Annotated in this window: 20 protein-coding genes and 2 pseudogenes; 12 read left to right on the forward strand and 10 right to left on the reverse strand. The window is 72.3% G+C overall.

Annotated elements, in window-relative coordinates; all coding sequences use genetic code 11:
- Nucleotides 1–48 precede the first annotated feature (48 nt).
- Nucleotides 49–1560: a DUF6777 domain-containing protein gene (locus ACIRSU_RS02300; RefSeq protein ID WP_403788304.1), complete on the forward strand. Its 1512-nt coding sequence runs from the start codon at nt 49–51 to the stop codon at nt 1558–1560.
- Here ACIRSU_RS02300 and ACIRSU_RS02305 read toward each other — a convergent pair.
- Nucleotides 1545–2084: a universal stress protein gene (locus ACIRSU_RS02305; protein WP_403788306.1), complete on the reverse strand. Its 540-nt coding sequence runs from the start codon at nt 2082–2084 to the stop codon at nt 1545–1547. The genes ACIRSU_RS02300 and ACIRSU_RS02305 overlap by 16 nt on opposite strands.
- Before the next feature lie 360 nt (nt 2085–2444).
- Between ACIRSU_RS02305 and ACIRSU_RS02310 the strand changes: the two genes are divergently transcribed.
- Entirely contained in the window at nt 2445–3926 is a 1482-nt protein-coding gene (locus ACIRSU_RS02310) for a PLP-dependent aminotransferase family protein (protein WP_403788308.1), read from the forward strand.
- A gap of 85 nt (nt 3927–4011) precedes the next feature.
- Nucleotides 4012–4515 carry an FBP domain-containing protein gene (locus tag ACIRSU_RS02315; protein ID WP_403788310.1) on the forward strand — a complete coding sequence of 168 codons (504 nt, stop codon included), beginning with the start codon at nt 4012–4014 and terminating at the stop codon, nt 4513–4515.
- Between the two features lie 18 nt (nt 4516–4533).
- On the opposite strand, the gene ACIRSU_RS02320 is transcribed toward ACIRSU_RS02315, so the two are convergent.
- Nucleotides 4534–5739 carry an acyl-CoA dehydrogenase family protein gene (locus tag ACIRSU_RS02320; protein ID WP_403788312.1) on the reverse strand — a complete coding sequence of 402 codons (1206 nt, stop codon included), beginning with the start codon at nt 5737–5739 and terminating at the stop codon, nt 4534–4536.
- Nucleotides 5740–5877: 138 nt separating this feature from the next.
- On the opposite strand from ACIRSU_RS02320, the gene ACIRSU_RS02325 reads away from it, so the two are divergent.
- The 5 genes from ACIRSU_RS02325 (at nt 5878) to ACIRSU_RS02345 (ending at nt 11920) form a co-directional block, all read left to right on the forward strand.
- Entirely contained in the window at nt 5878–7050 is a 1173-nt protein-coding gene (locus ACIRSU_RS02325) for a CaiB/BaiF CoA transferase family protein (RefSeq protein ID WP_403788314.1), read from the forward strand.
- Between the two features lie 141 nt (nt 7051–7191).
- Nucleotides 7192–7857 (forward strand): GntR family transcriptional regulator, encoded by a 666-nt coding sequence (locus ACIRSU_RS02330; protein ID WP_403788316.1) that lies wholly within the window; start codon nt 7192–7194, stop codon nt 7855–7857.
- A gap of 115 nt (nt 7858–7972) precedes the next feature.
- On the forward strand, nt 7973–9799 hold the full coding sequence (locus ACIRSU_RS02335; RefSeq protein ID WP_403788318.1) for an FAD-dependent monooxygenase: 1827 nt from the start codon (nt 7973–7975) through the stop codon (nt 9797–9799).
- An 84-nt stretch (nt 9800–9883) separates the two neighbouring features.
- Nucleotides 9884–11212: a serine hydrolase domain-containing protein gene (locus tag ACIRSU_RS02340; protein ID WP_403788320.1), complete on the forward strand. Its 1329-nt coding sequence runs from the start codon at nt 9884–9886 to the stop codon at nt 11210–11212.
- A gap of 81 nt (nt 11213–11293) precedes the next feature.
- A complete protein-coding gene (locus tag ACIRSU_RS02345) occupies nt 11294–11920 on the forward strand; it encodes a CBS domain-containing protein (protein ID WP_403788322.1) in 627 nt (208 codons plus the stop codon).
- Nucleotides 11921–12043: 123 nt separating this feature from the next.
- Here the strand turns inward: ACIRSU_RS02345 and ACIRSU_RS02350 are convergent, their stop codons facing one another.
- Both ACIRSU_RS02350 and gltX read right to left on the reverse strand, forming a co-directional pair.
- Entirely contained in the window at nt 12044–12343 is a 300-nt protein-coding gene (locus ACIRSU_RS02350; RefSeq protein ID WP_403788324.1) for a DUF1876 domain-containing protein, read from the reverse strand.
- Between the two features lie 138 nt (nt 12344–12481).
- Entirely contained in the window at nt 12482–13858 is a 1377-nt protein-coding gene (gene gltX / locus ACIRSU_RS02355) for a glutamate--tRNA ligase (RefSeq protein WP_403789376.1), read from the reverse strand.
- Between the two features lie 209 nt (nt 13859–14067).
- Between gltX and ACIRSU_RS02360 the strand changes: the two are divergent.
- Nucleotides 14068–15103, forward strand: a pseudogene (locus ACIRSU_RS02360) (sodium-dependent transporter).
- 477 nt (nt 15104–15580) lie between these two features.
- Here ACIRSU_RS02360 and ACIRSU_RS02365 read toward each other — a convergent pair.
- From ACIRSU_RS02365 to ACIRSU_RS02385, 5 genes and pseudogenes are all read right to left on the reverse strand, one after another.
- Nucleotides 15581–16249 (reverse strand): response regulator, encoded by a 669-nt coding sequence (locus tag ACIRSU_RS02365; RefSeq protein ID WP_403788326.1) that lies wholly within the window; start codon nt 16247–16249, stop codon nt 15581–15583.
- A complete protein-coding gene (locus tag ACIRSU_RS02370; protein ID WP_403788328.1) occupies nt 16246–17535 on the reverse strand; it encodes a sensor histidine kinase in 1290 nt (429 codons plus the stop codon). The genes ACIRSU_RS02365 and ACIRSU_RS02370 overlap by 4 nt, the downstream gene beginning before the upstream one ends.
- A gap of 18 nt (nt 17536–17553) precedes the next feature.
- Nucleotides 17554–18393, reverse strand: coding sequence for an ABC transporter permease (locus ACIRSU_RS02375; RefSeq protein ID WP_403788330.1), 840 nt, complete (start codon nt 18391–18393; stop codon nt 17554–17556).
- The gene (locus tag ACIRSU_RS02380; protein ID WP_403788332.1) at nt 18390–19328 is read right to left on the reverse strand and encodes an ABC transporter ATP-binding protein; all 939 of its coding nucleotides are present in this window, start codon (nt 19326–19328) and stop codon (nt 18390–18392) included. Before ACIRSU_RS02380 ends, ACIRSU_RS02375 begins: the two co-directional genes overlap by 4 nt.
- A gap of 302 nt (nt 19329–19630) precedes the next feature.
- Nucleotides 19631–19977, reverse strand: a pseudogene (locus ACIRSU_RS02385) (cobalamin biosynthesis protein CobW); the annotation flags it as partial.
- A 224-nt stretch (nt 19978–20201) separates the two neighbouring features.
- Between ACIRSU_RS02385 and rpmF the strand changes: the two are divergent.
- From rpmF to ACIRSU_RS02400, 3 genes are all read left to right on the forward strand, one after another.
- Entirely contained in the window at nt 20202–20372 is a 171-nt protein-coding gene (rpmF, locus tag ACIRSU_RS02390; RefSeq protein WP_403788334.1) for a 50S ribosomal protein L32, read from the forward strand.
- 6 nt (nt 20373–20378) lie between these two features.
- A complete protein-coding gene (locus ACIRSU_RS02395) occupies nt 20379–21539 on the forward strand; it encodes a GTP-binding protein (protein ID WP_403788336.1) in 1161 nt (386 codons plus the stop codon).
- A 97-nt stretch (nt 21540–21636) separates the two neighbouring features.
- A complete protein-coding gene (locus ACIRSU_RS02400) occupies nt 21637–21765 on the forward strand; it encodes a hypothetical protein (RefSeq protein ID WP_403788338.1) in 129 nt (42 codons plus the stop codon).
- A gap of 679 nt (nt 21766–22444) precedes the next feature.
- Here the strand turns inward: ACIRSU_RS02400 and ACIRSU_RS02405 are convergent.
- Nucleotides 22445–23680, reverse strand: coding sequence for a PP2C family protein-serine/threonine phosphatase (locus tag ACIRSU_RS02405; protein WP_403788340.1), 1236 nt, complete (start codon nt 23678–23680; stop codon nt 22445–22447).
- Nucleotides 23681–24267 lie beyond the last annotated feature (587 nt).

A 24267-nucleotide genomic window follows, 5' to 3' on the forward strand; every position in this document is an offset into this window, starting at 1 on the left:
CCCGGTCGACGCACACAATGGGCGCGGAACGGAAGAAAGGGAAACAACGTGACTTCCCAACCGCCTTCCGGGCAGCCCTCGGTCCCTCCGACCGGCCCGCCTTCGGGCCCGCTGTCGGGCCCCGGCACCCGCCCCGGCCAGACCACTCCCCCGCCGTCCTCCGGCCCGCCGCCCGGCGGTTCGGGCGGAGGTTCCGGCGGCGGCGGCTCCGGGGGCGGTGGCGGCGGCTCCGGCGGTGCGGGCGGAGGCGCGGCGAAGGGCGGCGGCGGGGGCCCGTGGTGGCGCTCGGTGCCCAAGGTGGCCTCGCTGACTGCCGTTCTGGTGGCGGCGGTGGCGCTGATCGTGGTGCTGACCCAGCGGGGTGACAACGGCAACCCGAACCAGGCCGGTTCGAGCGGCAGTGAGATCTTCGCGCAGAACGCCGCCGCGAGCGGCCCCTATCCCTTCACCGGCTCCACGGCCCGTACGGGTGCCTCGTTCTCGCCGCCGGCACTGCCCAGTCAGACCGGCGGAGACGCCAACGCGACGCGTCCGGTGTCGGGTTCCGCCCCGGGCCTGTACGGCGGGACGCAACGGATGGCGAGCTGCGACGTCGAGCGCCAGATCCGCTTTCTCGCCGACGAGCCCGCCAAGAACGCGGCGTTCGCCTCGACGGTCGGCATCCCGGCCGGTGACGTCCCGGGCTATCTGCGCTCGCTGACGTCGGTTCAGCTGCGCGTGGACACCCGGGTGACCAACCACGGCTTCCGCGACGGTTCCGCGTTCGCCTTCCAGTCGGTGCTCCAGGCCGGCACCGCGGTCATGGTGGACGACCACGGGGTGCCGAGGGTGCGGTGCGCCTGCGGCAACCCGCTGACGCCGCCGGTGGCGCAGAAGTCGCCGAAGCAGGTCGGCACGGCCTGGCCGGGCTTCCGGGCGAACAACGTGGTCTTCGTGCAGCCGTCCGTGACGGTGATCAACGTCTTCGTGATCTTCGACCCGGACAAGGACCACTTCATCGCCCGTCCTCGCGGCCACGAGGGTCACCGGCACGACCGGCCGACGACTCCCCCGCCGCCGCCGTCGACCTCTCCGTCCACCTCGCCCTCCACGTCCCCGTCGACCTCGGCGTCCACGTCCACGTCCCCGTCCACGTCGCCGAGCAGCCCGCTGCCGTGCGTGACGGTGACGGACGACGAGACCCCGACCCCCGTGAACGGCGTCACCCCCTCGCCGTGCCCGTCCACCCTGTCCTCCCCGCCGGCCTCGTCGAGCAGCCCGCCGACGTCCGCCTCGACCTCGGCGTCGACTTCGGCGCCCGCGTCCGAGTCGGCATCCGCGTCCGAGTCGGTGTCAGAGTCCGCGTCCTCGGCCGCGCTCGCGACGCTGTCGTCGCCACCGGAGCCGCAGTCCCAGTCGGCCTCAGCGCCGTCCTCGTCACTGTCGTCGTCGCTGTCCTCAGGCCCGGCGTCGACCTCGTCGCTGCCCTCCGGTCGGGCGTCGACCTCGCCGTTGCCCTCCGGTCCGGCGTCGACCTCGCCATCCTTGTCGGGTACGCCGGGCAGTCAGCCGCTGATCTGAGTGCGCGGGGCGTACGCCCCCGCCTCCGGTACGTCGGTACTGGCGTGCCGCCGCAGCACCCGCGCCTCACCTCGGCGCAACTCGGGGCCCGGGACCACCAGTACGGGGCCCCGGGCCCTCGCCATGACCCCGCGCAGCACCGGCCGCCGCCACAGCCGCCCGAACCGGCCCCGGCGCGGGGTCATCCCGAGCACCAGCAGGTCCCCCGGCCGGGCGGCCGCCCTGAGCAGAGCCGCGGCGGGGGCGTCCCGCACGACACGGCAGTCCACGGCGATGTCCTCTGGCTCTGGCAGGCCCCCGAGGCCGTGGTCGAAGGCCCGCGCGAGCCGCTGCCGGGCCTCGCCGGCCCACATCTCGGCCCAGGCCCGGTCCGGGCTGCGGGCATGGAGCGCCTCGCCCTCGGGCGGTTCCCAGGCGAGGACCGCGAGCAGCGGGGCGCCGTCGCGGCGGGCGAGGGCGGTGGCGTGGCGGAGGGCGGCGAGCGAAGCGAGCGAGCCGCTGACGCCGACGACGATCCTGGTCATGCCTGGGCCCCTCGGCGCAGGGCCCGCCGCAGAGACTGGATCCAATATCCGATATCCCGCGCGCTGGATCCGATGTCCTGTGAGCGGGTGGGGCTGGATCCAACATCCGATGTTCTGGATCCAGCCCGTTGCACCGTGGATCCGATATCCCGGGCCTTGGATCCGATATCCCGCATCTTGGATCCCATCCCCCACGGCCGCAGGATCGGCTCCTCGGCGCGGCGCTGCCACATCCTTTCGTCGCGGTCGGTCACGTACTCGGACATCTCCCCACACTCCTTCTCCCGGGGCCACCAGGCCACTGACAGGAGTCTGTAGCCTTATTGGCCTGGACAGCACAGCCAATGGGGAGTGATTGGCATGGCAGAGGGTCGAGTGGTCCGCAGCGTGGTCGCCCTGCCGGACCGCATGCTGAGCGGGCGGCAGCTGGCGGCGTTGCTCACCCCGCCCGTCGAGGGCCGGTTCGGTTACCGCGAACTGGCCCGGGCGGTGCGGCAGGCGCTGCTCGACGGGCGGGTCGCGCTGCGGATGCGCCTGCCCGCCGAACGGGAGCTGGCCACCGCGCTCGGGGTGAGCAGGACCACCGTGACCGCCGCCTACGACCTGCTCCGCGAAAGCGGCTACGCACACAGCCGGCAGGGCGCCGGCACCTGGACGGCGCTGCCCGAGAACGAGTCGCCGACCGGGCCCGCCGCCCTGCACGGGGACACCGGGGCGGTCATCGACCTGGCGCTCGCCGCGCCCGAGGCGCCGGCCGGTCTGCTGGCTGAGGCGCTGGCACGGGCAGCCGAGGAGCTGCCCCGGCTCGCGACCGCGCAGGGCTACCACCCGTACGGGATCCCGGAACTGCGGGCCGCCATCGCCGACCGGTACACCGCGCGCGGGCTGCCCACCCGGCCGGAGCAGATCCTCGTCACGACCGGCGCCCAGCAGGCCCTGGCGCTCGCGCTCGCACTGCTCGGCGGGCCCGGCGACCGGGTGCTGGCCGAGAACCCCTCTTACCCCAACGCCCTGGACGCCATGCGCGGCCACCGCCTGCGCATCACCCCCGTGCCGGTCACCGAGGCCGGCTGGGACAGCGGGCTGATCGACGCGGCGCTGCGGCAGACCGCGCCGCGCCTCGCCTATCTCATCCCCGACTTCCACAACCCGACCGGCCGGCTGATGCCGGAGGAGCAGCGGCGGGAGGTGGCCCGGGCGGCGCGGGCCACCGGGACCTGGCTGATCGTGGACGAGACACTCACCGAGACGGCCCTGGACGTGCCGGCTCCGGCGCCGTTCGCGGCCACGGCCGGGCCCGGCACCGGGGAACAGCTGATCACCGTCGGTTCGCTCAGCAAGAGCTGCTGGGGCGGACTGCGGGTGGGGTGGGCGCGGGCCTCCTCACGGGTGGTGACCGAACTGGCCCGGGTACGGATCACCCACGACCTCGCCGGTTCGGTGCTCGACCAGCTCGTCGCCGTCGCCCTGATCGACCGCATCGACCCGCTGCTGCCGGCCCGCGCGGCCGAGCTGCGGCGGCGCCGTGACGCCCTGGTGGCGGCGCTCGCCCGGCACGTACCCGAGTGGCACTGGACGCTGCCGCCCGGTGGCCTCTGCCTCTGGATCGACCTCGGCCGGCCGATCGTCTCGCAGCTGGCGGCGCGGGCGCTGCGGCACGGCGTACGGGTGGAGGGCGGCGCCCGGTTCGGGGTGGACCCCGGCACCCACGAGCACCGGCTCCGCATCCCGTACGCGCTGCCGGGCGAGGTGTACGACACGGCGGCCGAACGGCTCGCGGCGGCCCTGGAGGGCGCTCCGGCCCGGTTCGCCGACCCGGGCCTGCCGGACTGGGTGGCCTGAGGCCCGGTCACCGCCGACGGGCCGTCGCCCCGGCTGCTCCGATAATCGGATGCCCGGGGCAACGGCCCTGTGTACGGTCGTACGAGTGGAACCACTGACCGACAAAGAGATCCGCGCGTCCTTCGTGAACTGCACGAAGGGTGACGCGGCCCGGATGAAGCTGCCGCTCGACTTCGCCGAGCTGCCCTGGCCCGACCTGGACTTCCTGGGCTGGGTGGACCCGGGCGCGCCGCTGCGCGCCCATCTCGTCGTGCCGCGCCCCGACGGCCCGGTCGGCGTCACGCTGCGGGTGCCGGCCGTCGGCCGCACCAGCGCGATGAAGTCCAGCATGTGCCAGATCTGCCTGACCTCGCACGCCTCCTACGGTGTGACCCTGCTGGCCGCGCCGCTGGCGGGCGCCCGGGGCCGCGAGGGCAACACGGTCGGCACCTACATCTGCGCCGACCTCGCCTGCCCGCTCTACGTCCGGGGCCTGCGGCAGCCCAAGCTGCGCGGCGGGCGCGCCGAGGAGTCACTGACCCCGGTCGAGCATATCGAGCGGATGATGGAGAACCTCAACGCCTTCGTGGACCGGGTGGCGGCCGGTTAGCGGCCGTCACCCAGGACTTCAGCGGAAGGCCTGCTCGCCGGTGAGCGCCTTGCCGATGACCAGGGCGTGCACCTCGCTGGTGCCCTCGTAGGTGAGGACCGACTCCAGGTTGTTGGCGTGGCGCAGCACCGGGTACTCCAGGGTGATGCCGTTCGCGCCGAGAATCGTGCGGCACTCGCGGGCGATGGCGATGGCCTCACGGACGTTGTTCAGCTTGCCGACGCTGATCTGCTCGGGGGCGAGCGCGCCCTGGTCCTTGAGCCGGCCGAGGTGGAGCGCGAGCAGCATGCCCTTGCCGAGCTCCAGGGCCATGTCGGCGAGCTTCTGCTGGGTGAGCTGGTACGAGGAGAGCGGCCGCGCGAAGACGGTGCGGTCGCCCGCGTACGAGATGGCCGTCTCCAGGCAGTCGCGGGCGGCGCCGAGGGCGCCGAAGACGATGCCGAAGCGGGCCTCGTTGAGGCAGCCGAGCGGGCCGGACAGGCCACGGGCCTCGGGGAGCATCGCGTCGGCGGGCAACCGCACGTCCTCGAAGACCAGTTCGCTGGTGACGCTGGCGCGCAGGGACAGCTTCTGCTTGATCTCGGGCGCGCTGAAGCCGGGGGTGTCGGTGGGCACGACGAAGCCGCGCACGCCCTCCTCGGTGCGTGCCCAGACGACGGCGACGTCGGCGACGGAGCCGTTGGTGATCCACATCTTGGTGCCGTTGAGCACCCAGTCCGAGCCGTCCCGCTTGGCGTTGGTACGCATGGCGCCCGGGTCGGAGCCGGCGTCCGGCTCGGTCAGGCCGAAGCAGCCGATGTACTCGCCGGCCGCCATCCCGGGCAGCCAGCGCTGCTTCTGCTCCTCGGAGCCGAACTTCCAGATCGCGTACATGGCGAGCGAGCCCTGCACGGAGACGAGCGAGCGCAGTCCGGAGTCGACGGCCTCCAGCTCCATGCAGGCGAGGCCGTACGCCACGGAGTTGGTGCCCGCGCAGCCGTAGCCCTCCAGATGCATCCCGAGGACCCCGAGGCCGCCGAGCGTGCGGGCGAGTTCGCGGGCGGGGATGGCACCCGACTCGAACCAGCCGGCGATGTGCGGACGCAGTTCGCGGTCGGCGAGAGCGCGCACGGTGCGGCGGATCTCTCGCTCCTCGTCGGTGAGCAGTCCGTCGATCGCGAGCAGATCGAGGGGGTGGACGGGCGACGACTGCGACGAACGCGACGGCTGCGGCGACGACTTCACGGACGGCCTCCTGGCGACTGTGGCAACTCGGCGAGCGGAAGCGTAGCCCTAGATTGGATATTGGATCCAGTATTGAATATCCGATCTCCAGTGCATACGGTCCGGTGGGATCCGATGTCGCCGACGAAGAGGAGCGGTATGCACGCGGAACAGCCCGAGGCCGCCCCGCCCGGCGCCCTCTCCGGAATCGTCGTCGCGGACTTCGGCCGGGTGCTGGCCGGCCCGTACATGACGATGCTGCTCGCGGACCTCGGCGCCGAGGTGGTGAAGATCGAGCGTCCGGGCACGGGCGACGACACCCGCGCGTGGGGCCCGCCGTTCGCCGACGGGCAGGCCACCTACTTCCTCGGCGTGAACCGCAACAAGCGGTCCGTGGCGCTCGACCTGACCGACCCGGCAGATCTGGAGACGGCCCGGGCGATCGTGGACCGCGCCGATGTGCTCGTGGAGAACTTCCGTCCCGGCACCATGGACAAGCTCGGCCTCGGATACGAGCAGGTGCGGGCGTCCAACCCCGGCCTCGTCTACTGCTCCGTGACCGGTTTCGGCTCGGCCGAGGGCGCGCACCTGCCCGGCTACGACCTGCTGGTGCAGGCCATGGGCGGGCTGATGAGCGTCACCGGGGAGCCCGGCGGGACCGGCACCAAGGCGGGTGTGGCGCTCGTGGACGTGATCACCGGACTGCACGCCGGGATGGGCGTCCTCGCCGCGCTCCGTCACCGCGAACGCACCGGCGAGGGGCAGCGTCTGGAGGTCTCGCTGCTGACCTCGCTGCTCTCCGCGCTCACCAACCAGGCCGCCGCGCATCTCGCCACCGGGGTCGTGCCGCGCGCACTGGGCAACCGGCACCCCAGCATCACCCCGTACGAGGTGTTCGAGGCGAGCGACCGCCCGCTCGTCCTGGCCGTGGGCAACGACCGGCAGTTCCGGACCCTGTGCACCCGGATCGGCAGCCCGGGACTGGCCGACGATCCGCGGTTCGCCGGCAACACGGCCCGGGTCGCGCACCGCGAGGAGCTGGCGGCGGCGCTGTCCGAGCGGCTCGCCGAGCGCACCGCCGACGCCTGGTTCGAGGAGCTGACGGCGGCCGGGGTGCCCTGTGGCCCCATCAACGACCTGGCCGGCGCCTTCGCACTCGCCGACCGGCTCGGCCTCGGCCCGCGGGTGCCCGAGGCGGCCGCCGGGCCCGGGCAGGTCGCGCACCCGGTCTCGTTCGGCACCACCCCGGCCGCCTACCGCTCCGCTCCCCCGCGCCTGGGCGAGCACACCGCCGAGGTCCTCGCGGAACTGGGTCTGCGCCCCGGCGGCTGACGGCCCGGCGGCTGACGGCCAGGCGATGGTTGTCCACAGGCGCGCAGAGCGGCCGGCGACAGGTTGTCCACAGGCCACGACGGTCTGTCGGCGAGCCGTAGCAAGATGTACGCCACGCAGTCGAGGGAAGGGGCACGACCGATGAGCAGCACGGTGGAGAGGAGGCGGCCGCCGACCGCCCAGCAGTTCGTCCTGGAGGAGCTGCGCCGGGCCATCACCAGCGGCGAGTTGCGGCCCGGCGACCCGATAAGGCAGGACACGCTCGCGGCGCGGCTCGACGTGAGCCGGGTGCCGCTGCGCGAGGCGCTGAAGACGCTGGAGGCCGAGGGCCTGGTGGTGCACCACGTCCACCGGGGTTATTTCGTCGCCGAGTTGTCGCTCGCGGATCTGGAGGAGATCTACCGGATCCGCGGGCTCCTGGAGACGGAGGCGGTCACCGCCGCCTTCGCTCGCGCGCCGGACGGTCTCCTCGAGTCCCTGGAGCGCATCCAGACGAAGGTGGAGCGGGCGGCGGACGCGGGCGACGTGTCGGCGATGGCCGAGGCAAACCGGCGCTTCCACTTCGCCCTCATAGAGGCCTCGGGCATGCCGCGTCTGGTCCGCCTGATCACCACCCTGTGGGACGCGACCGACGCGTACCGCTCGCTGTACTACACCGACGACTCGCACCGCGCACTCGCCGTCCACGAGCACCGGGCGGTCATCTCGGCCGTGCTCGAGCTGGACCTGGCCGCGGCGCTCCACTGGCTCGACGAGCACCGCTGCCACGCCGTCGCCGCGCTCCGCGAGGTCCTCGCCCACGAGTGACCGGTGCGTCACCGGCTCGTGGCCCGGTTCATGGCCGGTTCGTGGCCGGGTGCGAGGCCGGGGAGCGCGGCCGACCATGGAGGAGGGGTCGTCCGTCCACCGGGAGGCACCGCCGATGCGCAACGACCGTGACACCGTCCGTGGCACGCTGCGCGGCTCATCCGGTCCGGCCCTGGACGTGCTCGTCGTCGGCGCGGGCCCCGTCGGGCTGACCGCGGCGGCCGAGCTGCGCCGGCACGGCACGGCGGTGCGGATCGTCGACCGGTTGCCGGCCCGTCTCCCCTATGCCAAGGCGGTGGGCGTCCAGCCGCGCACGCTGGAGCTCTGGGACCGGATGGGCTGTGTGCGGGCGGCGCTGGAGGCGGCCGTGCCGCTGCGCGGGCAGCTCGCGTACGTGGACGGCGTCGAGCAGCCCCGGCTGGAGCTGACGCTGCCGGGCGATGTGCCGTACCGCTTCGCGGCCCTGCCGCAGTACGAGACGGAGCGGATCCTGGAGGAGTTCCTGGCACGATTCGGCACGCGGATCGAGCGCGACACGGAGCTGGTGGGCTTCGAGCAGGACGAGGACGGGGTGACGGCCCGGCTTGTCAGGGCGGCGGACGGGGCGGCGGCGGGCGGCGGGCCGCCGGTCGAGGAGGAGGTGCGCTGCCGGTATCTGGTGGGCTGCGACGGCGCCCACAGCGCGGTGCGCAAGGGGCTCGGGCTGGCCTTCGAGGGCGGGTCGTTCCCCGAGGAGTTCATGCTGGGTGATGTGGAGGTGGACTGGGACCTGCCGCCCGGATACGCCGTGCGTTCCACGCGCCGGGGCGCGGCCGGACGCCCCGACGAGGTGCTGGTGGGCATTCCGCTGCCGGGCCGCCGACGGTACCGGATGTCGATGACGGTGCCGCCCGAACTCTCCGCGTCCCGGCGGGCCGAGCTCGCCACGGCCGGAGGGACCGAGCGCATGACGGACGCCGTGGCCGACGAGGTGACACACGGCCTGGACAGCGGCGACGGGGCGCCGTCGCTCTCGGACATCCAGACGGTGCTCGACCGCCTCTCGCCGCGCCGGGTCACCGCCTCCGCGCTGCGCTGGTCGTCGGTGTTCCGGATCAGTCACCGGCTGGTCGACCGGTACGGCGCGGGGCGGGTGTTCGTCGCCGGTGACGCCGCGCACATCCATCCGCCGACCGGCGCGCAGGGCATGAACACCGGTATCCAGGACGCCTGCAACCTGGCCTGGAAGCTGTCCCTGGCGGCCGCGGGCTCGGCGGCTCCGGGCCTGCTCGCGAGCTACGACGCCGAACGCCGCCCGGTCGGCGCGGAGGTCGTCGGCCGCACCGTACGGCACTCGAAAGAAGGCGTGCAGGCCGATCCGGAGGCCCCGGCCACGCTGCTGCTGCGCGAGGCGCAGCTGCTCGTCGGCTACCGGAACAGCCCGATCGTCGCCGCCGCGGAGCCGGGCCCGGACGCGGACCGGGACCAGGGCGCGGACCGGGGCGCGGACCGGGGACCTGGCCCGGGCCCGGGCGGCGACGGCGCGGGACCGCGCCCCGGCGACCGGGCACCGGACTGCACGGGTCTCACCGAGCCGCTCGCCTCCTATCCCCTGCGCCTGTACGACCTGTTGCGGGACCGCGGCCATGTGCTGCTGCTCTACGGTGGCGACGGTCCCGACTGGGCCGACGAGGTCGCCGAACTCGCGGAGCGGGCAGCCGAGTTGTCCGGAGGCGCGGTGCGGGCGTGCGCGGTGGTGCCGGGTGACGCGACGGCCGACGAGGGGTTCGGCGTGCCGGCGGTGCCGGTGTACCGGGACGCGCGGGGCGAGTTCGCCCGCCAGTACGCCGTACGCACGCCAACCGCCTTTCTCGTACGGCCCGACGGGTATCTCGGTGCCCGGCTGCGGCCGTCGGCCACGGCCTCCCTGGAGGCGTACCTCACGGGCATCTTCCGTGTCTGAGCGGCCGTGGGCTCGCCGTGCGGGGAAACGAGGGCGGGCCTAGCCTGGGAGAGGTGTACTGCCCTCGGCCGGCAGGAGGCTGCCGTGAGGAACTCACAGGCGCGTTGGCGCAGGCTCTGCATAGGGGTGGCCCTGACGGGGACGCTTTCCGTACCGGCGTTCGCGGGAGCGGCATACGGCACGGTGGCAACCGGCCCGTTCGGCCCACCCGGCACCGCCGCCACGGCGAGCCCGGAGAGCCCCACGAGCACCGCCCCGCCTCCGTCCCCCTCCGGTGACGAGTTCGCACAGCTCTCCCCGGCCGTCGACGCGCAACTCGACGACGCCATACGGCAGGTGATGCAGGAGGCCAACGTGCCGGGCGTCATGGTGGCCGTGTCCGCGCCGGGCAAGGGCCAGTACCTCCGCTCCTTCGGCGTCGCCGACAAGGCGACCGGGCAGCAGATGAGCCCGAACCTCTACATGCGGATCGGCAGCGAGACGAAGACCTTCACCGTGACCGCGATGCTCGAACTGGTCGACCAGGGCAAGCTGGGCCTGGACGACCCGATCGGGAAGTACGTGAGCGGCGTGCCCAACGGCGACCGCATCACTCTGCGCGAGCTGGCCGGGATGCGCAGCGGACTGTTCAACTACTCGGCGGACCCGGACTTCGACAAGGCGTTCATCTCCAATCCCGACCACCCCTTCACGCCGCAGGAGTTGCTGGACTACTCGTTCAAGCACCCGGTGAACTTCCAGCCGAACGCGCAGTTCGAGTACTCCAACACCAATCTGATCCTGCTCGGCCTGGTCGTGGAGAAGGTCGGCGGCATGCCGCTGCAGGACTTCATCGCCAAGAACGTGACGCGACCGGTCGGCCTGCGGCACACGATCTTCCCGACGGACGCCGCCTTCCCGGATCCGCACGCCCACGGCTACACCAATCAGACGCCCACCGGACAGATCGAGGACTCCACCGACTGGAACCCCTCCTGGGGCTGGGCGGCCGGCGCGATGATCTCCGACCTCCAGGACATGCGGACCTGGGCCAAGGTGGTCGCCACCGGCACCCTGCTCACGGCCGACACGCAGGCGCAGCGGCTGAAGACCGGGCCGTCCGGCATCCCGGGCACCGGTTACGGCCTCGGCATCTTCAACGTCCAGGGCTGGATCGGGCACAACGGCTCGCTGCCCGGCTACGAGTCCCTGACCATCTATCTGCCGGAGCATCAGGCGACCCTGGTCGTGCTGCTGAACACCGACGTCCTGCACGACGGCGTCGAGCCGAGCACTCTGTTCGGGCAGGCGATCACGCAGATCGTCAGTCCGCAGCACGTGTTCAACCTGCCGACGTCGACCGAGCCGCACGCCTCGGCCTCGGCCTCGACCTCGGCCTCGTCCTCGACCTCCGCGTCCTCCCCGGGCTCCTGAGGCAGTTCACGGCCCCCCGTCCTCCGGCTCGCGCCCGTGAGGGATCATGGACAAAGGAGTCGAGAAGGGACGGGACGAACAATGAGGCACCGCAGTGTCGCCGACCTCATGACACCGACCGCGGTCACGGTGCAGCCGGGCACTCCGTTCAAGGAGATCGCCCGGCTGCTCGACGAGTACGGCATCACGGCCGTGCCGGTGGTCGACGAGGCGAACCGGCCGGTGGGCGTGGTCTCCGAGGCGGATCTGCTGCGCCGGCACACCGCCAAGGACGGTCCGAGCACCGCCGAGGCGATGATGTCCAGCCCGGTGGTCGTCGCCCGGCCCTCCTGGACGGCGGTGGAGGCGGCCCGGGTGATGGAGCGGCACCGGGTGAAGCGGCTGCCGGTGGTGGACGCGGGCGGGCAGCTGATCGGCGTGCTGAGCCGCAGCGACCTGCTGCAGCTGTTCCTGCGGCGGGACCGGGCCATCCAGGAGGAGATCGTGGAGGACGTGGTCACCCGCATCCTCGGCCTCTCCGCCGCCTCCCTCCACATCGACGTCGCCGAGGGCCGGGTCACCCTGACCGGCACACTGCCGCGCCGGAGCCTAGCGCCGATCTTCGTACGGCTCTGCGAGGACGTGGACGGCGTGGTGGAGGTCGTGGACCGGCTGGTGTACGAGGACGAGGCCGAGGCCGAGGAGGAATCCGAGGGCGCGGAGGACTGAGCCCGGCGCCTGGGCCAGGCGTGACGCGTCTCGGGCGCTCGGCGTCTGAGCCCGGCGTCCGAGCCAGACGTGACGCGTCCCGGGCGCGCCGCCGTGAGCGGGCCCGGGACGCGGGGCGGTCGGTTACTGGACCGCCTCCGGCCAGCCGTATCCGGGTCCGGTGCGCTGGGGCACGGTGTCCGCGCCCACGGCCTCCATCTCCCGGTTGGCCTCCCTCATCAGCTTGCCGGCCAGATCCGTCATGGCCCGGCTCGCGGCCAGGTCGTCGCCGATCACCGGTACGTCCACGTCCGTCGGGTTGCACCGCGCGGAGCCGTGGCCGGTGAGTTTCGACGTACCGGTGTCCAGGCGGGCCTCCGCCTTGGTCCTGCCGTTGTCCTCGACCAGATCCAGGCCGACCTTCCACTCCAGGTGTCGTGTCATGGCCTGCCTCCTCGTGCCCTGCGGCCACGCGAGACCGCCGCGCGGCCGTCTCCTTCCAGGATCCCGCCACCGCCCCGTATCCCGCCACCGGCGGCCGTACAGCCGTCCGTACTGCCACGCCGCCCGGTGGACCGACCGCTACGCCTGGGCGGCGGCCAGCTTCTTGGCCGCCGCATCCAGACGGGCCAGCACGCGGTCACGCCCGAGCAGCTCCATGGACTCGAACAGCGGGAGTCCGATCGTGCGGCCGGTGACCGCGACCCGGACGGGCGCCTGGGCCTTGCCCAGCTTGAGGCCGTGCTGCTCGCCGACGACGAGCAGCACGGCCTTCAGGTCGTCCGCCTTCCAGTCCGGGACGGTGGCCAGCTGGGCACGGGCGTCGGACAGGATGTCGCCGGCGCCGGCCTTCATCGCCTTGTTCCACGAGGCCTCGTCCCAGGCAGGCGCGTCGAGGAAGAGGAAGTCGACGTAGCCGGTGATCTCCGACAGAAGGGCCAGTCGGGTCTGGGCCAGCGGGGCGGCCACCTCGAAGAGGTCCTTGTCGAACGCCTCCGGGGCCCACGGCGCGTACGGGGTGACGAGCCACGGCGCGCAGGCGTTGGCGAACTGTTCCGGGGACAGCGCGCGGATGTAGTCGCCGTTGAACGCCGTCAGCTTCTTCACGTCGAAGAAGGCAGGCGCGGTGTTGACGTCCTCGATCCGGAAGAGCTGCTCCAGCTCCTCGTACGGCATGATCTCCCGGTCGTCGCCCGGACCCCAGCCCAGCAGCATGAGGTAGTTCACCATCGCCTCGGGCAGGAAGCCCTCGGCCAGGTAGTCCTCCAGCGCGACCTTGTCACGGCGCTTGGACAGCTTCTGCCGCTTCTCGTTCACGATCACCGGCAGGTGCGCCCACTCCGGCGGCCTGGCGCCGAGCGCCTCCCACAGCAGCTGCTGCTTCGGCGTGTTCGACAGGTGCTCCTCGCCTCGGATGACCTGCGTGATGCCCTCGTCCAGGTCGTCGACGACGTTGGCGATGAGGAAGACCGGGGACCCGTCACCGCGGGCGATCACGAAGTCCTCGATCGCGGAGTTCGGGAACGCCGGCTCCCCGCGGACCAGGTCGACCACGACGGTCTCGCCCTCGTCCGGCGTCCGGAACCGCAGCGCCCGGCCCTCCTCGAAGGCCAGCCCGCGCTCGCGGCAGAACCCGTCGTACCCGAGGTGGTCCGACCCGGTGCGCTCCTTCAGCTGCTCCCGGGTGCAGTCGCAGTAGTACGCCCGGCCGGCCGCGAAGAGCTGCTGAGCCGCCTCCCGGTGCCGGTCGGCGTTGTGCGACTGGAAGTACGGGCCCTCGAAGGCCGCGTCCTCGCCGTGGATGCCGATCGCCGCGAGCGCGTTGACGATCCCGTCGATCCACTCCGGCTTGTTCCGGGCCGCGTCGGTGTCCTCGATCCGCAGGACGAACGTGCCGCCGGACTGTCGCGCCACCGCCCAGTTGTAGAGGGCGGACCGTGCACCACCGACATGGAACATGCCGGTCGGGGACGGGGCGAAACGAACGCGAACCGGGGCGGTAGACATGCGCTTCAGGGTAACGACGCCGGACACCCTCGTCGGACCTTGCCGCCCGCCCAACCCCCTTCTAGGTCATGGGCAGGACGTTGCCGGCGGTTACCTGAACGCATCCTGACTGCCGCGCGGCGTTCCCGGCCCGCCGGGTCAGGCCTGACCACGATGGGGTCATGCACACCCGCGCCGCGTCCTGGCTGCGGCACCGGCTCGGCCGCGCCGTCGTCCTGTCCTACGCCCTCGCCCTGATCCTGCCCACCCCCGGCCTGTGGCTGCGCCGCCCCCATCCCTTGCCGCCGTCGCATCTGACAGTGCACACAGCACCGCTGCTGCTGTCCCTGGTGCTGTTCTCGGCCGGGCTCCAGGTCCCGGTCCGCGCGCTGGGTGCCCTGCTGCGGCATCCGAAGGCCCTGCTCGCCGGCCTCGTGCTGCACCTGGCGATCCCCTTGACGGTCGTGCCGTTCGTCGCCCTCCTCCTGCGACACACCCCGGACACCGACGGCGGCAGCGGACTGCTCACCGCGATGATCCTCGTCGTGGCGATGCCCGTCGCCGCCGGGGCTACCGTGTGGACCGCCAAGGGCGAGGGAGATCAGTCGACCATGGTGGGTCTCGTCCTGGCCTCCACCCTCCTCAGCCCGCTGACCACTCCCCTGCTGCTGGTGACGCTGTCGCCCCTGCTCAGCGGTGGCTACGCGCACACCCTCGCGGCCACCGGCCGACTGACGGGAAACGGATTCGCCCTCACCGCCGTGGTCCTTCCCTGCGCGGCGGGCCTGCTGGGCGCACTGGTCCTGTCCGCGCGATGGCTGGGCCGCCTGGTCGCCGCGGTGGCACCGTCGGCCATGGCCGGTTCCCTCGTGCTGACCTACGTCAACGCCAGCGGCGCTCTCGGATCCGTCCTCACCCGGCCCCGCCCGCTGCTGTTCGCCGCCCCTGGCCGTGGCGGCCCTGGTCTGTCTGCTCTCCTTCGCCCTGGGCCGTGCCGCCGCCCGCATCTTGCGGCTGGAGGCGGGTACCGCCTCGTCGCTGACGCTCGCCTGCGGCATGAACAACAGCAGCGCGAGCGCGGTGCTGATCACCGCGTCCCTGCCCGACAAACCGCACCTGCTCCTGCCGGTCCTCGCCTACGGGCTGCTGCAGAAGACAGCCGCGAACCGGATCGTCACCCGCCTCCGACCTGCTCCGTCTACCATGGCAGGCGCCTGATCCCTCCTCAGCCGCCGCTCTCGGAGTCGGCCTCCTCCGCGCCTACGGGCACGAGCAAGGTGAAGATGGCCGGGCGGTGGTGGCGGCCGCGCTGAACGCCATCCGCAGCGCCGCCCGGCCCGCCGTGGAGGAGCTGCGTGACCTGTGAGCGGACGGAAGCGGGCGGGCCGCGCGTCGCCCGCTCCTACGCTGTCCAGCATGCGTACGCACGCGACCGCCTACCCCAGCCGTCACCGCGTCCTCGTCGTCGAGGACGACGACACCATCGGCCGCCACCTGGAGACCGGCCTGCGCGGCAACGGCTACACACCGACCTGGAGCCGTACGGGCTCCGCAGCGCTGACCGAGGCCGCGCGGACCCCGTACGACGTGCTGCTGCCCTGCGCGGGCACGGCTACCGCCTGGAACTCTGACGGGTGCCCGCGGCGCGGCGGCAGCGAGCAGGCCGCCGGTCTTTCCGGGCGCCGCTCATCGGGTTCAGTCCGCGTTGGGCCGGGCGAGGCCGTGGTCGTAGGCGAAGATCACGGCCTGGATCCGGTCGCGCGCTCCGATCTTGGCCAGGACGCGGCCGACGTGGGTCTTGACGGTCGACTCGGAGAGCACGAACCGGGCGGCGATCTCGCCATTGGTCCAGCCCTTGCCGACGGCGACGAGGATCTCCCGCTCGCGGTCGGTGAGGGAGACGAGCCTCGGGTCCTCGGCGGCGTCAGCCCGGTGGGCGGGGACATACTGAGCGAACTCGTCCAGGAGGCGGCGAGTGAGGGCGGGCGCGATCACGGCGTCGCCGGAGGCGACCGCGCGGATGCCGGCGAGGAGTTCCTCGGGGCGCGCGTCCTTGAGGAGGAAACCGCTGGCCCCGGCCCGGATCGCGGCGTGGACGTACTCGTCGAGGTCGAACGTCGTGAGCACGAGGACGCGTGAGCGGCCGCCGGCGGCGACGATGCGGCGGGTGGCCTCGATGCCGTCCATGCCGGGCATGCGGACGTCCATCAGGACGACGTCCGGGCGCAGTTCGGCGGCCTTGCGGACGGCCTCCGCGCCGTGGGCGGCCTCCCCGACGAAGTCGGTCTCGGGGACGGAGTCCAGGAGCAGGTGGAAGCCGTAGCGCTGCAGAGGCTGGTCGTCCACGATGAGGACGGTCGTCACCGGTCACCGCCCCGGGGCGTGAGGTCGAGGACGGCTTCGACGCTCCATCCTCCGCCTCCCCTCGGCCCCGCGCTGACGGTGCCTCCGTACAGAGCCGCTCTCTCCCGCATGCCCACCAGGCCGTGTCCTTCCTCGTTGGGCGGTCCGAACCGTGTGGCCGGGCCGGTGTCCTGGACCCGGATGCTCAGCCGGGCGCCCGTCACGACAACCGCCAGGTGCACCCGGGCGTCGTCGCCGGCGTGCTTCATGGTGTTGGTGAGGGCCTCCTGGACGATCCGGTACACCGTCAGCTGGACCCCGCCGTCCAGGGCGTCGACGTCGCCGGAGGTCCGGTAGACGACCTCCAGTCCCGCGGCACGTACCGTGGCGCACAGCGCGCCGATGTCCGCGATGCCGGGCTGCGGGCTGAGCTCGGGCCCGCCGGCCGGACCGTCCCCGGCCTCGCGCAGTACGCCGAGCACGCGCCGCAGCTCGCCGAGGGCCTGCCGGCCGGTGTCGCCGATGAGCTGCAGGGCCTCCTTGCCGCGTTCGGGTGCGATGTCCGTGGCGTAGGCGCCGGCGTCGGCGAGCGTGATGATGACGGACAGGTTGTGGCCGACGATGTCGTGCATCTCGCGGGCGACCCGGGTGCGTTCGGTGGCCGTGGCCAGCCTGCTGCGCTGGTCGCGCTCGATTTCCAGCCGGGCGGCCCGCTCCCGTAGTCCGGCGAGCTGGGCCCGGCGGATTCGTACCATGAGGCCGAGCGTGAGGGCCGCCGTGGCCGTGCTCAGCAGGAAGAACAGCGCGTCCCACACGGACACGGCCGAGGACGCGCGGAACGCGACCAGCAGCATGGCTCCCGCCATGACCGCACCGGCCCATGGGAGCTGCCGCAGCCGCCCATGCAGGGCCAGGCTGTACAGGGCGATGAAGAGGGCGACGTCCGCGCGCAGCGCCGCGCCCAGGGACCATTGGAGGACGAACACCGAGGCTATGACGCCGAAGGCCGCCATGGGCCTGCGTCGCCGCCACAGCAGGGGCAGAACCAGTCCTGCCTGCAGTGCCAGCATTCCCGCGACGGGCAGCTCGGTGAAGGCGAGCCGGAAGCGGCGCGGGCCGCCGCCGTCGTCCACACTGCCGCGCAGCAGGTCGGGCAGGCAGAACATCAGGAAGACCACGATCACGACCGCGGTGTCCAGCACCCAGGGATGTGTCCGGTCGGCCTGCCGCAACCGCTGGCCGCCCCGGGACAGCCGGGCGACCAGCGGTCCCATCCCGCTGATGTCATCGGTGATCACGCACGTCACCTGTCCATGGTGCGCGCGTCAGACGTCGGTGCGCGCGAGCCGGTACGCCGCGCCGCCCAGCGCAAGCGCCGTCCAGCACAGGAAGACCAGCAGCCCGGCGCCCGGCGACAGTGATGTCGAGTCGTGGGTCAGCGCGAACATCGACTCACCCGCGTTGGACGGCAGGTAGGGGCTGATGTCGTCCTGCCAGGAACTCGGTAGCAGGGAGATCAGCCCCGGGATCAGCATCAGGGCCGCCACCAGCACCGAGATTCCGCCGGCCACCGACCGCAGGAGCGCGCCCAGCGCCACGCCGATCACGCCGACCAGGCCGAGGTAGAGCCCGGCGCCCAGCAGACTCCGCGGGACACCCGCGTGCGACAGGCTCATGGCCGCGGGTGTGCCCGAGACGATTCCGCTGCCGACCAGGAAGGCGACGAACGCCCCCAGCGTCCCCACGGCCAGGGCGACCAGCCCGAACACCACCGCCTTGGACCACAGCACGGGCAGCCGGCGGGGCACCGCCGCGAGGGTGGAACGGATCATCCCGGTGGAGTACTCGCCCGCCGTGACCAGCACGCCGAGCACGCCCAGGGCGAGTTGGGCGAAGTTCGTGCCGAAGAGGGACAGGCTGACGGCCGTCGAGGCGGCGAAGTCCCGGTCCATGTGGCCGGAGCCGATCTCGGACGTATAGCGGCTCGCGGCGATCAGGCCGAACGCCACGAGGAACAGCAGGCCGAGGACAAGGGTGATCCAGGTCGAGCGCAAGGACCACAGCTTGGCCCATTCGGAGACGAGCACGCGCCGTCCGGTCACCCGGTAGGCGGGGCGCACGGGGGTGGTGCGGGGTGATTCGGCCGTTGCGGTGAGGGTGCTCATGCGGGCCTCCCAAGCGTCTCGATCGCGGTCGTGGAGCCGTGGTACTCCACGGCATCCCTGGTCAGGTCCATGAACGCCTCCTCAAGCGACACGCTTCGCGCGCTCAGCTCGAACAGCGCGATGCCGTGTTCGGCGGCCCTCAGCCCGATCTCGCGGGCGGTCAGGCCAGTCACCTGCAGTTCCTCGGAACCGATCCGGCCGGTGACATCGACGTCCGGCCCGGCGAGTACGTCTCGCAGCCGGGCCGGGTCCTGGGTGACAACCTTCACCGTGTCCCCGCCGGCCTCGCGGATCAGGTCTGCCACGGTGGTGTCGGCCAGCAGCCGCCCGCGCCCCACGATGATCAGGTGGTCCGCCACCAGGGCCATCTCGCTCATCAGATGGGAGGACACGAACACCGTCCGGCCCTCGTCGGCGAGCCCTTTCAGGAGGTTGCGGATCCAGAGCACCCCTTCCGGGTCCAGCCCGTTGACCGGCTCATCGAGCATCACCGTCTGCGGATCGCCCAGCAGCGCCGCCGCGATGCCCAGCCGCTGGCCCATCCCGAGGGAGAAGGCGCCGGCCCGCTTCTTCGCCACGCTGTCGAGTCCGGCGAGGCCGATGACCTCGTCGACCCGGCTGCCGGGAATGCCGTGGGTGAGCGCGAGCGCTTTGAGGTGGTTGTACGCCGAGCGGCCCGGGTGGATCGACTTGGCCTCCAGGAGGGCGCCGACCTCCTGCAGCGGGGCCTGGTGGCGGGCGTAGTGGCGGCCGTTCACGGTGACGGAGCCGCTGGTCGGGGCGTCGAGGCCGACGATCATGCGCATGGTCGTGGACTTGCCCGCGCCGTTGGGCCCCAGGAAGCCGGTCACCGTGCCGGGCTTCACCACGAAGTCCAGCCCGTCGACGGCCGTCTTCTCGTCGTACCTCTTGGTCAACCGCCGTGCGTCGATCATTCGCGTTCTCCCTGTCGGGCTTCGGCGTCCGTCACGTCGGACGCCTCACCGGCAACGCTAGGTGCCGAATCGCCCGGATCCGGTGGTACCGGGAGGCTGAACCGCGCCGGTCGTGTAGTACCGCGGTACTACTTGCCTACCTGCGGTGTTTTCCGTGTTCGTCGGCTCCGCCGTGGTGGCAGCAGGCGTCCGGCTCGCCGCCCGGCCGGAAGACCTCTTCACCAGCCGGGCGGCCGCGCCCGGCCACCGTCGCCCCCGCGAACGCCTGCCGGACTGGCTCGACGCCGTCCGACAGGACGACGGACGGGGGCGTACTCCAGCCGGCGGGCCCAGGTGTCGCCGACGGTCCGCTGATCGGTGGCGGCCGCCGCGAGGCCGGCTTCCGCCAGGTCGTCGCCGTTGGACAGGCAGGGCAGGACGAGGGCCGGGTCCACGGCGGTGATCACGTTCGTCGTGGGCGGCGATGACCTCCGCCATGGCCTTCGGTGCGACCGAGTCCCACAGTTCGACCACGGCAAGACGGTCAGGCCGCTGTCGGCCATCCGCTCCAGTTCCGGGACGAGGTCTCGCGCAGGGCGCAACACGCACAGTCGTTGACCAGCGGTGTCTCACTGCGGGGGACAGTGCCGGCGGCGTCGCGGATCGACCGCGGGGCGGCGCAGCGAGATCAGATTCACCGGGCCACACCTCGACGTCGACCGCATCACCAACGCACTGGATGCCGCCTGGTCACCGATGCCGAACTTTCACTGGGCCGCGCGAGCTGGACCGGGTGGTCGGACCCCCTCTTCAGCCACGTGAGAACCAAATTGATAATGGGATCCATTTTCATATAGCCTCTGCGTGTCAGCAACCGGACGAAGGAGACTCACGATGGCCGTCCCCAAGCGGAAGATGTCCCGCAGCAACACCCGCCACCGCCGCGCGCAGTGGAAGGCGACCACGCCCCAGCTGGTGCCGATCACCGTGGACGGTGTCGTCTACCAGGTCCCGCAGCGCCTGAAGAAGGCGTACGAGCGCGGCCTCATCCAGCCGGAGGGCTGAGCGCTCATGGCGCCCACCGACCGGCTTCCCGTGACCGTGTTGTCCGGGTTTCTCGGGGCGGGGAAGACCACCCTGCTCAACCACGTCCTCGGCAACCGCGAAGGGCTGCGGGTCGCGGTCATCGTCAACGACATGAGCGAGGTCAACATCGATGCGGCGCTCGTCCGCGGCGGCGAGGCGGCCCTGTCCCGCACCGAGGAGCGGCTGGTCGAGATGACCAACGGGTGCATCTGCTGCACCCTGCGCGACGACCTGCTGGAGGAGGTCGACCGGCTCGCCCGGGAAGGCCGCTTCGACTACCTGCTCATCGAGTCCAGCGGCATCTCCGAGCCGATGCCTGTGGCCGCGACCTTCTCCTTCCCCCGCGACGACGGGGCGACGCTCGGCGACCTTGCCCGCCTGGACACGATGGTGACCGTCGTGGACGCAGCCGGTTTCCTTCCGGAGCTGGGCGGCGGCGACGAACTCGTCGCGCGCGGCCTGGATCAGTACGAGGACGACGAGCGGACCGTCAGCGATCTCCTCATGGACCAGGTCGAGTTCGCGGACGTCATCGTCCTCAACAAACTCGACCTGGTCGGCCCGGAAGAGGCACGCCAGTTGCGCGCCACGTTGTCCCGGCTCAACCCGGAGGCGCGGATCGTCCCGGCCGTTCGCGGGCAGGTTCCGCTCGAACACATCCTGGGCACCGGCCTGTTCGACGTCGAGCGGGCGCAGCAGGCCCCCGGCTGGGTGAAGGAGCTCAACGGCGACCACGTGCCGGAGACCGAGGAGTACGGCATCTCGTCGCTTGTGTTCCGCTCGGACCTGCCGTTCCATCCTGGGCGTCTGTGGACCTTTGTCACCAAGGCGCTTGACAGCGGTACCTTCGGGCGGGTCCTGCGCTCCAAGGGCTTCTTCTGGCTCGCCAGCCGGCCCCGGGTGACGGGACTGTGGTCGCAGGCCGGCGCCGTCGCCCGGTTCGAACCGTCGGGCGCCCGGGGCCCGGAGACCACGCAGGGCCAGGAGCTCGTCTTCATCGGCACCGGCCTGCGCACCCACGCCCTGCACGCGGCACTGGAAGCCTGCCTGCTGGTGCCGGGCGAACCTGTCCCCGCCGACGACGACTTCCCTGCTTGGGAGACGCACGGCATCGAAGACGCCTGCGAGCACGAGCAGGCGGCCTGAAGCACCAGCCCCCTCGCTCCGGGCCGGACGGTGGTCGCAGCCACGGCACCGTCCGGCTCGGTCCTTTTCGTCGGGTCCTCAGGAGACTGAGGTACGAGTGGCCACGTACGGCCCCTTCCAGTGCGCGGTCCAGGAGACGCTGCTGATTCCGCTCTACGGACGAGCGGTGGAGCACCGCAAGGAGGACGCCTCCCGCCACGTCCGTCATCGACAGCACGTGGACTGAGGCCGTGGCGGCCGGCTCCGCCGGTCCGTACTTCTTCACGGCAGAGGCGGTACTGCCCTTCGCTGGACGAGGCCGATGACCGCGCCCTCGTCCGTATGATCGCCGAGCACAACAACAGCTCCGGCCGTCAGCCGGGCGGGCACAGGGTGCTGCTCGGCGCGGGCAGCTGGATAGCCTCGGCCGTCTATAGCGGCGCTCGAATACGCAGGGCCGCACTGAACGAAGCGGCGCCCGGCACCGCAGGACGTTTGGTAGGCGGTGTGCCGGACCGCGCGGCCCGCGGATGATGACAGCTGCGCCGACTGACCAGCCCAGGCGTCGAAGGCGGCCGGCCCGTCGTCCGAGCGGGGCGTGCAGGTCGACGATGAGTGCCCGGCACTGCGCGGGCCCATCCGAAGGGTGGGCGCGGTTTCATGGCGGCCTACCCGAGGCGAGATCGGCGAGCGGAATGCGGCCGGCGCACCTTGGATGCGCGATCCGTGCGGAGCAGCAGATCCATGTTCAGGGACCCCGGCCTCGCATCGGCTTTACGCCGCAATTCGGCTCAGTGACTCGATGCCGCCGGGCGGTGACGGCGTCCTGTCTCTCCGGCGCGGGGGCGCGTCGATCTCACCGCACTGCACCTGCCCCTGGTCGGCGGCGCCGCCGGCCGATCCGGGTTAGGCCGACGACGGCCCCATCAGATGGGCCCGGCCGACTGGGGGTGCCATTCGGTGAGCAGGATGGTGGCGTCGTCGCGCAGCTTGCGGTCCTGGTGGAGCAGGATCCGCTGGATGAGGCGGCGCAGGGCTTCGGGTGCGGGCAGGCCGTCGGCCATGGCGCGCACGACGGTGTCGGCGAGGCGTTCTTCGCCGAACTGTTCGCCGGTGGCCGAGCGGGCCTCGGTGACGCCGTCGGTGAACATCAGCACCCGGTCGCCGGGCTGGAGACGGAAGGTGTGGACCGGAGGCGGGGGCAGGCCGGGGTCGCCCAGGCCGAGTGGCAGGTGCGGGTGGCGATCAAACGCCCCGGTGACGAGGCGGCCGTCGCGGACCAGCAGCGGCGCCGGGTGGCCGCAGTTGATCCAGTCGAGCCGGCCGGTGGCGGTGTCGAGGTCGGCGATGACGCAGGTCAGCAGCCGGTCGGGGATCCAGCGGGCGAGGGCGCGGTCAATCTGCTCCGAGATGTCGACCAGGTCGCCGCCGGCGCGGCGGGTGGAGCGGCAGGCAGCCAGGGCGACGGCGCTGCAGCCGCCGGATGCGAGGTCGTGGCCCATGGCGTCGAGCAGGGTCAGGTGCAGGCGGGTGCCGGACAGGCTGTGGTCGAAGGCGTCGCCGCCGACCTCGTAGGCGGGTTCCAGGAGTGCGGAGGAGGTGAAGGCGGCGGTGCCGATGGTCCGCGGGGGCACGAACGCCCACAGCAGCTCGGCCTGCAAGGCCATGGGGTGGCTGCGGATCGTCTGCGCCAGGACGTCGCTGTAGTGCTGCTTGGTGGCGAGGGTCATCGCGGTCAGGGAGGCCAGGGCTTCGGCGTGTTCCAGCAGGGGCCCTTCGAGAACGGGGGCGGTGACTTTCAGGACGCCGAGGCGTCCGACGCCGTCAACCAGCGGCAACCAGCCCACAGCGGAGTGCGGGCCGGTGCCCGCGGTGATCTGCGCCGTCTCGGCGCGGTAGGCGCGCCCTGCCAGGGAGGTGTCCACCGCGATGGACTCCAGCTCCACCGGCGACCCGGCGACCAGGAGCTCCGTCTGTTCCGGGGTGGGCAGGGCGACCAGCTGGTCCTGCTGCAGATCCGCGACGAAGACCCGCGCCTCGGTCATGCCCAGACGCACGGCGGCATCCTGGACCAGCGCGGGAATCTCCCGCGGCGTCAGCCGGTGGGCGGCGGCCAGCACGTCGGCGAGGACCTCCCCCAAGCCGGATCCATGGAAAGACACGCGCCTACCCTTCGCAGATGGGCCGGCCACTTCCGGTGGCCTGCCTTCATCATCGCGCGCACAAGGCCCGCACCGGCCCACGAAACTCCGCCCCCCACCGCGACCGCGAGAAACGGACACGTTCCACTCCCCGACCCGCGTCCAGCCTGGGTGAGGGGGAACGGGACCTCGCGTCCGGTGCCGCGAGGTGCCGCTGCGACTGCCCGGCGGCCGCTGAGCACCGGCCGGCGCCTCGGCTGCGGCGGCGCGGTCCGAGAGGCGCCGGCTGCTGGTGCGGGCGCAGGTCCGGGAGGGCTCCGGCGCCGGCACTGGTGACAGGGGCCGCGGGGAGCGATGGAGGAGGGACGGTTGGCCGGAGGCAGCACCATGGACGAGCACGGCGACCCCCGGTGCGTCATCGACGGCTTCTTCGCCGAGCAGGAGGCCCTCGCGGCAGCCGGGGCCGGCTCGGCCGGGCCACCGTAGCCGAATCCCTCGGACAGGCGGATCACCCGCAGCGGGCTTTCCCAACGGACGGGGGCATGCCCGCGGCTGTGCAGGGAAAGCGCCGGGTAACGGTGTCGTGGTGTGGCGCCCCTCGGGTTTGG

The sequence above is a fragment of the Streptomyces sp. NPDC101160 genome (assembly GCF_044768205.1).
In the GTDB taxonomy this organism is placed as follows: domain Bacteria; phylum Actinomycetota; class Actinomycetes; order Streptomycetales; family Streptomycetaceae; genus Streptomyces.

Coding starts and splice junctions, on each gene's coding strand:
- ACIRSU_RS02305 (WP_403788306.1), bottom strand. CDS start 2,084: ATGACCAGGATCGTCGTCGGCGTCAGCGGCTCGCTCGCTTCGCTCGCC.
- ACIRSU_RS02310 (WP_403788308.1), top strand. CDS start 2,445: ATGGCAGAGGGTCGAGTGGTCCGCAGCGTGGTCGCCCTGCCGGACCGC.
- ACIRSU_RS02325 (WP_403788314.1), top strand. CDS start 5,878: ATGCACGCGGAACAGCCCGAGGCCGCCCCGCCCGGCGCCCTCTCCGGA.
- ACIRSU_RS02330 (WP_403788316.1), top strand. CDS start 7,192: ATGAGCAGCACGGTGGAGAGGAGGCGGCCGCCGACCGCCCAGCAGTTC.
- ACIRSU_RS02335 (WP_403788318.1), top strand. CDS start 7,973: ATGCGCAACGACCGTGACACCGTCCGTGGCACGCTGCGCGGCTCATCC.
- ACIRSU_RS02345 (WP_403788322.1), top strand. CDS start 11,294: ATGAGGCACCGCAGTGTCGCCGACCTCATGACACCGACCGCGGTCACG.
- ACIRSU_RS02350 (WP_403788324.1), bottom strand. CDS start 12,343: ATGACACGACACCTGGAGTGGAAGGTCGGCCTGGATCTGGTCGAGGAC.
- gltX (WP_403789376.1), bottom strand. CDS start 13,858: ATGTTCCATGTCGGTGGTGCACGGTCCGCCCTCTACAACTGGGCGGTG.
- ACIRSU_RS02375 (WP_403788330.1), bottom strand. CDS start 18,393: ATGAGCACCCTCACCGCAACGGCCGAATCACCCCGCACCACCCCCGTG.
- ACIRSU_RS02380 (WP_403788332.1), bottom strand. CDS start 19,328: ATGATCGACGCACGGCGGTTGACCAAGAGGTACGACGAGAAGACGGCC.
- rpmF (WP_403788334.1), top strand. CDS start 20,202: ATGGCCGTCCCCAAGCGGAAGATGTCCCGCAGCAACACCCGCCACCGC.
- ACIRSU_RS02395 (WP_403788336.1), top strand. CDS start 20,379: ATGGCGCCCACCGACCGGCTTCCCGTGACCGTGTTGTCCGGGTTTCTC.